Below are 7,592 nucleotides of genomic sequence, written 5' to 3'. Positions count from 1 at the left end.
CACACGATGACCGGCCGACCCCTCCGGGCGCACGGCCGCGTCCGAGACACGACCGGCCGAACAGCCCACACGATGACCGGCCGACCCCTCCGGGCGCCCGGCCGCGTTCGGATGCCCGTGAGCGCGGAGCCCTCGACGTGACCGGCCGGCTGTTCCAGGTGCGTCGGGCCGTGCTGGCGCGGCTCGCGTTCTGGTCCGTGCTGGAGGCCGGGCAGACCTTCCTGCTCGGGTACGCCCTGGCCCGCGCGCTGGACGCCGGGTTCCTGGCCGGGGACGCCGAGACCGGGCTGCGGTGGCTCGTGGCGGCCGCGCTCGGCGTGGGTGTCGGGGCGTTCGGGACCCGCCGGGTGTACGGGGTGGTCGCCGACCTGGTGGAGCCGGTGCGGGACCGGCTGGTGGCGGGGGTGGTGGCGCGCGGGGTGCGGGACGGGGACCGAGGGGCGCTGTCGGGGCTGACCCAGCAGGTGGAGATCGCCCGGGACACCCTGGCGGGGCTGGTGATGGTGTCCCGTTCGTTCGTGTTCACGGTCGCCGGCGCCCTCACCGGGCTCTGCGCCCTCGCACCGCCGCTGCTGCTGGTCGTCGTGCCCCCGCTCCTCGCCGGCCTGGGCCTGTTCGCGGCGACCCTGCGCCCGCTGGCCCGCAGGCAGGAGGCCTTCCTGGTCGCCGACGAGGCCCTCGCGGCAGAACTGGGCGAGGTGTGCCCGGGGCTGCGGGACGTCACGGCGGCGGGCGCCGAGGAGTACGTGGCCGAGCGTGTCGGGGAGCGCGTCGACGGCGAGTTCCGGGCCGCGAGGGCGCTGGCCCGGTGGAGTGTCGTACGGGTGGCGGCCCTGGCGGTAGGCGGCCAGCTGCCCCTGGTGCTGCTGCTCGCCACCGCCCCCTGGCTGCTCGCCCACGGCGTGACCGCGGGTGCCCTGGTCGGCGCACTCGCCTACGTCACCCAGTCCCTGCTGCCCGCCCTGCAGAACCTCGTACACGGCCTGGGCACCAGCGGAGCCCGCCTCACGGTGGTGCTGCGCAGACTCCGCCCACCCCCGGAATCCGGCGCCCCCGCCGACGCCGCCGACACCGCGGCCTCCGACACGTCCCACGAGGATCCGGCTGCTCCGGACGCCGGTAGGCCCGTGGGGGCCGCCGGTGTCCCGGATGCCGACCCACCCGCCAAGACCCCCGGCACCCCGGACTCCGGCAGATCGACCGAAGCCCCTGGCACCCCGGACCCCAGCACATCCGCCAAAGCCCCTGGCACCCCGGACCCCAGCACATCCGCCAAAGCCCCTGGCACCCCGGACCCCAGCACATCCGCCAAAGTCTCTGGCGCTACGGACGCCGGCACGTCTGTCAAGGTCGCCGGCGTCCCAGGCTCCGGGCTCCCGGGCGCCGGCGTCCCCGCGCTCGCCCTCGCCGCGGTCGGCTTTGCCTACGGGCCGGCGAGTACCCCTGTCCTCGACGGGCTCGACCTGTGTGTCGCGCACGGCGGTCACCTCGCCGTCGTGGGGCCGAGCGGGATCGGCAAGTCGACGCTCACCGCGGTGGCCGCCGGGCTGCTGACCCCGGCCCACGGCGAGATCCGGGTGTGCGGGCACCCCGTGCCCGGGGCCCGGGCGGCCGCGCTGAGGGTGCTGATCCCGCAGGAGGCGTACGTCCACACCGGCACCCTCGCCGAGAACCTCGGGCTGCTGCGGGCGGACCCCGTCCCGGAGCCGGAGCTGCTGGCCGCCGCCGAGGCGGTCGGGCTGACCCCGCTTCTGGACCGGTGCGGCGGCCCGGACGCCCCGGTCCACCCGGCGGAGCTGTCGGCGGGCGAGCGGCAGCTGATCGCGCTCACCCGCGCCTACCTCTCCCCCGCGCCGCTCGCCCTGCTCGACGAGGCCACCTGCCATCTCGACCCGGAGGCCGAGGCCCGTGCCGAGCGCGCCTTCGCCCGACGGCCCGGCGGCAGCCTGGTGGTGGTCGCGCACCGGATCTCCTCCGCCGGCCGCGCCGAGCGGATCCTGGTGATGGACGGCCCGCGCACCGCGTACGGCACCCACGAGGAGCTGTTGCGCACCTGCGCCCTCTACCAGGACCTGGTGGCTCCGGCCCGGCCGCCCGCGCCCCGCTGAACAGGGTTCACAGCCAGCCCTCGCCCTGGGAGATCCGGATCGCGTCGACGCGGTTGCGGGCGCCGGTCTTGCGGGTGATCGCCGCCATGTAGTTGCGGACCGTCCCGTGGGACAGGTGCAGGCTCCCGGCTATCTCCGCGATGGACGCCCCGCCGGCCGCCAGCTCCAGCACGCTCAGCTCCCGTCTGGTGAGCGGGATCTCGGAGGCCTTGAGGAATCCGAAGCCCAGCGAGTCGTCGACGAAACGTTCCCCCTCGGCGGCGCACCGGATCGCCCGCACCAGCCGTTCCGGCGCGCCTTCCTTGTCGACGTAGCCCAGCGCCCCCGCCTCGGCGGCCCGTTTCAGCAATCCGGGTCTGTTCGCACCGGCAAGCACGACCAGCCGCGGCGGGCTGACGCCGGGGTCCACCGGACGCAGGTCGGCCAGTGGTGGCACACCGTGGGTGCCGGAGCTGTCGAGGTCCGCCGCGCACACGTCCGGCCGGACCGCCCGGACCCGTCCCCGTGCGCTGTGCCACGGCGTGTCGTCCACGCGGAGCCCCGGTTCCCGGCGTAACCACTCCGCCAGGACCGACCTCACCAGACACGCGTCGTGCACCAGAAGTACCCGGATCACCGCCGCCCCCTCAGCCCTACTTCGGCTCTTCGGTTCATGGTGTTGAACGCGTGCCCCATTCTTGGCGTCCGCGACCGTTCATGGGCACGAAGTTCCGGCCATCAAGGTGCGCGGGGGCGCACGCCCGGCGCAGTTACGCCGCCGCGCGCTTCGGCTGCGGGGGCATGTGCCGGGGCGAACGGGGTACGCGGAGGCGGCCCGGGCGCGGGGTTCTGTGCCGCTCCCGCCGTGCACCGGTCGCCACTACGAGGGAGTCTTGACCCCGAGGACGTGACGCGCGGCCGGACGAGGAGGTGGTCGGGCGTGTCCGACAGGATGGGGGCCCCTCCCGCGCCGGTGGCGCCGGGCCGGGAAGGCACGGCGGCCGACGCGACCCGGTCCGGCCGGCCGCCGCTGCTGTCGTTCGCGCTGGCCTCGTTGCTGGAGGAGGTCAGGGCACACTCCGGCGCGATCTACCTCCTCGCCGCCGACGAGCCGGTCCTGGAGATGGCGGTGACGGCGGGGCTGCCCCGGGCCTTCGTGGCGCCCTGGGAGCGGGTCGGGCTGAGCACACCGATCCCGGTGGCGGAGGCGGTACGCGAGCGGCGCCTGGTGTGGGTGGGCGGCGAGGAGGACATGGCGCGCCGGTATCCGCGGATCGCGGTGGTGCTGCCCTATCCGTTCGCGCTCGCCGCGCTGCCCGTGGCGACGGCGGACACCGTGTACGGGGCGCTGTACGTGACCTGGCCCGGTTCGCATCCGACGGTGCTCTCCGACCGCGAGCGGGCGGAGCTGACCTCGGCGGCGGACCGGCTGGCCAAGCGGCTGGCACGGGCCACCCGGGACCACCGTGCGCCGCGGGCCGAGCCGGATCTGCTGGCGGCGCCGGCCTCCGGGGTGGCGGGCACGCTGGGCACGGTGGAGGCGGCGCGGATGGTGGCGCGGCTGCCGTACGGGCTGGTCTCGCTCGATCTGCACGGGCGGGTCGCCTTCGCCAACCCGGCGGCGGCCGAGCTGCTCGGCGTCCAGGTCGGCGATCTCCTCGGCACCCAGCCGTGGGTGTCGGTGCCCTGGCTGAACGACCCGATGTACGAGGACCGCTACCGGGCGGCGCTGATCAGCCAGCATGTGACGTCGTTCGTGGCGCTGAAGCCGCCGGGCGACTGGCTGTCGTTCCGGATGTATCCGAGCAGGGCCGGGCTGACCACCCGGATCAGCCGGGCGCGGGCGGTCGCCGAGATGGTGGGCGGGCTGCCGCGTGCGGACGCGGCGCCCGGTTCCCGGCTGGTCACCATCTCGCAGGTGCTGAGCCTGGCCGGGGCGCTCACGGAGGCCGTCGGCGTACAGGACGTGGTGCAGCTGGTGGCCGACGAGGTGGCCCCGGCCGTCGGCAGCCAGGCCCTGGTGGTCCTCGGGTCCCGGGGCGGACGGCTGCACGTCCTCGGACAGCGGGGGTACGACGATCCACGGACCGTGGAGCGCTTCGACGGCCTGCCCCTGGCCGAACGGACACCCGGCACCCATGTCCTGAACACCGGCGTGCCCGCGTTCTTCGAGTCGAAGCAGCAGCTGGAGCGGTTGTATCCGGGCCGCGACGAGGCCCCGGACGGGTTCGCCGCCTGGGCGTATCTGCCGCTGATCGCGTCGGGCCGGCCGGTGGGCACCTGTGTCCTCGCCTATGCCGAGCCGCATGCCTTTCCCGCGGACGAGCGCGCGGTGCTGACCAGTCTCGGCGGGCTGATCGCGCAGGCGCTGGAACGGGCCCTGCTCTACGACGCGAAGAACCAGCTGGCGCACGGACTCCAGGCGGCCCTGCTGCCGCACTCCCTGACCCCGCCGGCCGGCATCGAGGCGGCCGCGCGCTATCTGCCGGCCATGCACGGCATGGAGATCGGCGGCGACTTCTACGACCTGGTGCCGACCCGGCCGCTGGCGGCGGCGGTGATCGGGGACGTCCAGGGGCACAACGTGACGGCGGCCGGGCTGATGGGCCAGATCCGCACCGGGGTTCGGGCCTTCACGACCGTCGGGCAGGCGCCGGAGGAGGTGATGCGGAGCACCAACCGGCTCCTCATCGACCTCGGGGCGGATCTGTTCGCGAGCTGCCTGTATCTGCGGCTGGATCCGGAGCGGGGGCGGGCGGTGATGGCCCGGGCCGGGCATCCGCCGCCGTTGCTGAGGCGACCGGACGGGCGGGTGCGCGTGCTCGACCTGGCCGGCGGCCCACTGCTCGGCATCGACGCGGAGGCGACGTACCCGACCACCGAGGTGTCGCTGGCGCCGGGCTCGGTGCTCGCCCTCTACACCGACGGGCTGGTCGAGTCGCCCGGTGTGGACATCGAGGACGCGCTGGTCGATCTGGGCGAACTGCTCGCGGAGAACGGCGACCAGCCGCTGGACAAGCTCGCCGACACGCTCGTGCGGCACAGTGCGGCGGCGCAGGAGCGTGTCGACGACGTTGCGGTGCTCTTGCTCAGAGCATGTCCCGTCGGCTGACGGCCGCGGGGTGCGATGCGGTCCGGCCCTCCCGCCGGAGGGCCGGACCGTCCACCACCGGCCGGAACCGCTTGCGGGACTGGCGGTGGGTCAGTGGGACGACGAACCGTCGTTGACCGACGAGCCGTCGTTCGCACCGGTCCCGGACTGGTCACCGGTGCCGGTCTCGTCGCCGGTGCCCGTCTGGTCGCCCGTGCCGGTCTGGTCGCCCACGCCGCTCTGGTCACCGGCCGTCGCGGACGGGTCGGCGGTGCCGCCGACCTGGTCGCCGCCGGCCTGGTCGCCGGCGCCGGCCGTGGCGGACGGGTCGGCGGTGGCACCGGCGTCACCGGCGCCCGCGCCCGCGCCCGCGTCACCGAGGGTCGCGCCGGTCGCCTGGAGGGCGGTGGTCACCGGCTGGAAGAAGGTCTCGCCGCCGGAGGTGCAGTCGCCGCTGCCGCCGGAGGTCATGCCGACCGCGCCGCCGTCCTGGGTGAACAGCGAGCCGCCGCTGTCGCCGGCCTCGGCGCAGACGTTGGTCTGGATGAGACCGGTGACGGTGTCGACGCCGTTGGGGTCGGTCTCGCTCTGGAAGTTCACGGTGGCGTCGAGGCCGGTGACCTGACCGTCGTGCAGACCGGTCGTGGAGCCCATCCGGAACACGGTCTCGCCGACGGTGGCGTCGACGGCCTGGTTGATGGCGACGGTCTGGCCGTTGCCGACGTTGACCTCGCTCGGCGCCTGGGTGGTGGCGTCGTTGTACTTGACGAGCGAGAAGTCGCCGTTGCCGGGGAACTGGGCCTGGTCCACGGTGGCGATCGGCTGGCCGGTCTCGGAGTCGGACCAGTCCTTGGCCGCGACACCGCAGTGACCGGCCGTCAGGAAGGCGGGACTGCCGTCCGAGGCGGTCACGTTGAAGCCGAGGGAGCAGCGCACGGTGCCGTCGGCGACCTGGGAGAAGATGGCGTCGCCGCCGGAGACGAGGGGCTTGAAGGTGCCCGACGACTTCTTGAGGGTCGCCATGTTCGAGCCGAGGCTCTGCACCGTCGACTCCAGCGTGTCCCACTTGGTGCCGGTGACGGTGCTGTCGGCGGTGACCACGACCTTGTTGGTCTTCGGGTCGACGGCCCAGGCGGTGCCCGGGATGGTCGCCTTGGTCTTCAGGGTGCCGGCGACCGCCGCCAGCTCGGAGTTGCTGTTCTGCACCTGGCGGACGACCGCGCCGGCCTTCTCCGCCTGGACGGCTATGTTGTCGTCGCCGTTGACGACGTTGACGACGAGCTGCTGCTTGCCACTGTCGTAGTAGGAACCGGCGAAGGCCTGACCGAGCAGGCCCTTGAGCTGCGTGGCAAGATCCGAGGCGTCGGTCGCCGACTTGAGCGTCTTGGGAGCGGTGGCGCCGGAGGCGTTGTCCTGGGACGCGTTGGCCATCGGCAGCAGAAAGGCCGCGGCTCCGAGCGCCGCGACACCGCCCACCGCGATAGCGGCCTTGCGCTTCGGAATTCGCTTGTGACTCAAACTTCTCGACCTCCAAGGACGGAGTGTCTGCCCTGTTCGGGCAGTCGTTCGTGAGCGGCGCCTGGATGGCCATAGGTACGGGCGGGTCACGTGGTGCGTTCAATTCCGTTTCTTGACTTCCTTTGACCGAAGGCGAATCGGCCACGCCGCGCGGGTCCCGGGCCGGTGGCGCGTGCCGTGCCGCGGGCCCGGGAACAATCCCTCATACGGCGATGACCACCACCGAAGCCGACAGGATCCTCTCCGTCGGCTTCGCCCCCCGGGTGTTCGGTCCGGGGCTGTTCGTCGAGGCGGTGGGCGAGGACCGGGCAGTACTGCGTCTGCCCTGGTCGGACCGGTTGTCCCGGGAGGGCGGCGGCCTGTCGGGGCAGGCGCTGACGGCGGCGGCCGACACGGCGACGGCGATCGCGGCCCCGGTGAACCGGTGCGACTCCGTGCCGGTGACGACGGTTCAGCAGTCGACGTCGTTCCAGCGCGCGGTGACCGGTTCGGATGTCCTGATCGAAGCGGTGCTCGCCGAACCCGGGCACCGGACGGCGTTCGCCGGCATCACGATGAGCGACGGGCGGTCGGGGGCGCCGGCGGTCCGGGCGAGCACGGTCTACGCACTCCTGGGGTGAACACCCGCACCCCGAACCGACACGATCGGCGTTCGATCACTCACGGTCCGTAGCGATCACGTACCGGAATCCTTGCTTCAGGGAATCTGCACATCCAATACCCAAGCAAGTCACGGGGAGCGGCATATCTGCACAATCCCGCGCCCCCTACCGTGCCTTTGGGGCGGAGTGCCGGATTCGCCGCCGACCGGGCAAGCCGTGCGGCAGCGGTGAAGTCGTGCGGTGTGTGAAGGAGTCGCCGACAAGACGTGCCCGCGCCTGCACGGATAAGCCCCT

At 73.6% G+C, this 7,592-nt stretch carries 5 protein-coding genes; 3 read left to right on the top strand and 2 right to left on the bottom strand.

What is annotated here, in order from left to right:
- Nucleotides 1-137: 137 nt before the first annotated feature.
- Complete coding sequence (locus ACWDGI_RS08555) at nucleotides 138-2,108, top strand: ATP-binding cassette domain-containing protein (protein ID WP_450756719.1); 1,971 nt, start codon at nucleotides 138-140, stop codon at nucleotides 2,106-2,108.
- A gap of 7 nt (nucleotides 2,109-2,115) precedes the next feature.
- Here the strand turns inward: ACWDGI_RS08555 and ACWDGI_RS08550 are convergent, their stop codons facing one another.
- Entirely contained in the window at nucleotides 2,116-2,724 is a 609-nt protein-coding gene (locus tag ACWDGI_RS08550; protein ID WP_450756718.1) for a response regulator transcription factor, read from the bottom strand.
- A 315-nt stretch (nucleotides 2,725-3,039) separates the two neighbouring features.
- Between ACWDGI_RS08550 and ACWDGI_RS08545 the strand changes: the two genes are divergently transcribed.
- Complete coding sequence (locus tag ACWDGI_RS08545; protein ID WP_450757453.1) at nucleotides 3,040-5,199, top strand: SpoIIE family protein phosphatase; 2,160 nt, start codon at nucleotides 3,040-3,042, stop codon at nucleotides 5,197-5,199.
- Between the two features lie 90 nt (nucleotides 5,200-5,289).
- Here the strand turns inward: ACWDGI_RS08545 and ACWDGI_RS08540 are convergent, their stop codons facing one another.
- Entirely contained in the window at nucleotides 5,290-6,696 is a 1,407-nt protein-coding gene (locus tag ACWDGI_RS08540; protein ID WP_450756716.1) for a S1 family peptidase, read from the bottom strand.
- A 212-nt stretch (nucleotides 6,697-6,908) separates the two neighbouring features.
- Here ACWDGI_RS08540 and ACWDGI_RS08535 point away from each other — a divergent pair, with 212 nt between their 5' ends.
- Nucleotides 6,909-7,316, top strand: a complete 408-nt coding sequence (locus ACWDGI_RS08535) for a thioesterase (protein ID WP_450756714.1) — start codon at nucleotides 6,909-6,911, stop codon at nucleotides 7,314-7,316.
- Nucleotides 7,317-7,592: the final 276 nt, after the last annotated feature.

Source organism: Streptomyces sp. NPDC001220 (assembly GCF_053597895.1).
This window is presented reverse-complemented; position numbering and strand designations above follow the sequence as displayed.

Excerpts from the sequence above, each read along its gene's own strand:
- ACWDGI_RS08545 (WP_450757453.1), top strand. The coding sequence starts at position 3,040 with ATGGGGGCCCCTCCCGCGCCGGTGGCGCCGGGCCGGGAAGGCACGGCG.
- ACWDGI_RS08535 (WP_450756714.1), top strand. The coding sequence starts at position 6,909 with ATGACCACCACCGAAGCCGACAGGATCCTCTCCGTCGGCTTCGCCCCC.